This window comes from bacterium (assembly GCA_029210545.1).
In the GTDB taxonomy this organism is placed as follows: domain Bacteria; phylum BMS3Abin14; class BMS3Abin14; order BMS3Abin14; family BMS3Abin14; genus JARGFV01.
This window is the reverse complement of record JARGFV010000196.1, coordinates 1-1,521: the sequence shown is the minus strand read 5'-3', so window position 1 is coordinate 1,521 and position 1,521 is coordinate 1. Positions and strand designations below refer to the sequence as shown.

The following is a 1,521-nucleotide window of genomic DNA, read 5'->3' as shown; positions in this document are numbered from 1 at the left end:
TATGATCCAGGTCCTAAAAAAGACCACGGCCGACAAACTTTTACGCAGCGTGTCAGGGTTTTCCGACACGCTGCTAGGGGGATTCCCGGTTCGATATCCTGGCGTCAGACGCGCTCCGATCCTGTTATGTGGAGGTCAAGAACATGACGTACCGGGAGGGGGTAACCGCCCTCTTTCCCGATTGAATTCCAGTGCACATGTGCACCGGCGCACCAGTGCACTTTTACCCTCTTTGCACTTCGCGCTTCGCTCTGGTTTAATTAAGCGATAAGGCGATTCAGGTCACAAACCTGTCGACGGGGGAGATAAGATGAAGAGCAGGAACCTTCTTACTGTCCTTTTGCTGTTAACTGTCGCTTCGGCCTTTCCGGTATCCTCCGCCCAGGCCCGCCCCGAGTTCGCGCAGCTGACCGGGCAGCCGTGCAGCCACTGCCACATATCACCATTAGGGGGCGGACCCCGTAACGAGAACGGCGAGGCTTTCCGGAAAAGTCTCAGTGAGCTGGACCCTAAGCTTCGCCTCTCTACAGGGCAAAATCTCCTCTACATCCTCCTCTGGTTCGTACACATTCCGTTCGGAGTCGGGTGGGTGGGCTTGTTTTTCCTCGCCTTCCTCCCGGCAGGCCGCAAGCCCGTATTGGTCATCCCTCCCGGGCAGCACATCCGGCAGATGATCTACTGCATGGCGGTCGTCGCCGTCGCCGGACCTACTATCGTCTACTTCAAAACGAAGATGACACCGGGCCTTTTCGGTTCCCGGTTCGGCCTGCTGCTGATGGTCAAGATAGCGGCGGTCCTGGGGTTATTCGCCGCGACCATTGTCCTGATCCGGCACACCACTGTGCTGCTTTCCAGGCGCTACCGGGAACTGTCCGGCAAACTGGAGAACGGGCAGGAGATGGAACTCGACCCGGAGGAACTGGCCCTCTTCGACGGCAGCGAGAAGCGTAAGGCCCTTGTCGGGATCGACGGCAGGGTTTTCGAGGTGAGCGGCCGGAACCTCTGGCGAAAAGGGATCCATCCAGGCGGGCACCGCGCCGGTATCGACCTTTCGGACGCCTTTGGCCAGGCCCCTCACGGAAAAGAGGTTTTTGAGCGGGTCCTTCCCGTGGGACGTCTCGTGACCAGGGGCTCAGAGAAAAAACGCCCCTCGTCGCGATGGGCTGTTCTCCTGGGCATGGCCGCTTCGTCCATCATCGTCCTGGTGGTTGTTTTGTGGCGGTGGTAGGGACTGCAGGGTCTGGGGTCCTTGTCCGCCATAGTTGTTCGGGAGGCGTTAGCGACGGCGGATGGGGGCCGGTCTGGGGTCTGGGGTCTGGAAAAACGGCTCATCCGAATAAACAGGGCGAAGGAGCGGGACGAAGGGGATACAGTGCAACACAAAAAGTTCGATCAAACCTATGAACCCTGTGGGTTTCGAACCTCCTTCAGGACCCGATTGAAGCGCTGCTAGCCCGGACTATTCACGAGGTTCTTTTCCGTTCCGGCGGCGTTGCTGAGTCGTTCGCTTGTGCGGAATAC

Annotated in this window: 1 protein-coding gene and 1 pseudogene; both read left to right on the top strand. The window is 58.8% G+C overall.

Going from position 1 to position 1,521, the window contains the following annotated elements:
• The first annotated feature begins 92 nt into the window (after positions 1-92).
• Positions 93-185 (top strand): annotated as a pseudogene (locus P1S46_12235) (DNA/RNA nuclease SfsA).
• Between the two features lie 125 nt (positions 186-310).
• Positions 311-1,228 (top strand): hypothetical protein, encoded by a 918-nt coding sequence (locus P1S46_12230; GenBank protein ID MDF1537236.1) that lies wholly within the window; start codon positions 311-313, stop codon positions 1,226-1,228.
• Positions 1,229-1,521: the final 293 nt, after the last annotated feature.

Coding starts and splice junctions, on each gene's coding strand:
- P1S46_12230 (MDF1537236.1), top strand. CDS start 311: ATGAAGAGCAGGAACCTTCTTACTGTCCTTTTGCTGTTAACTGTCGCT.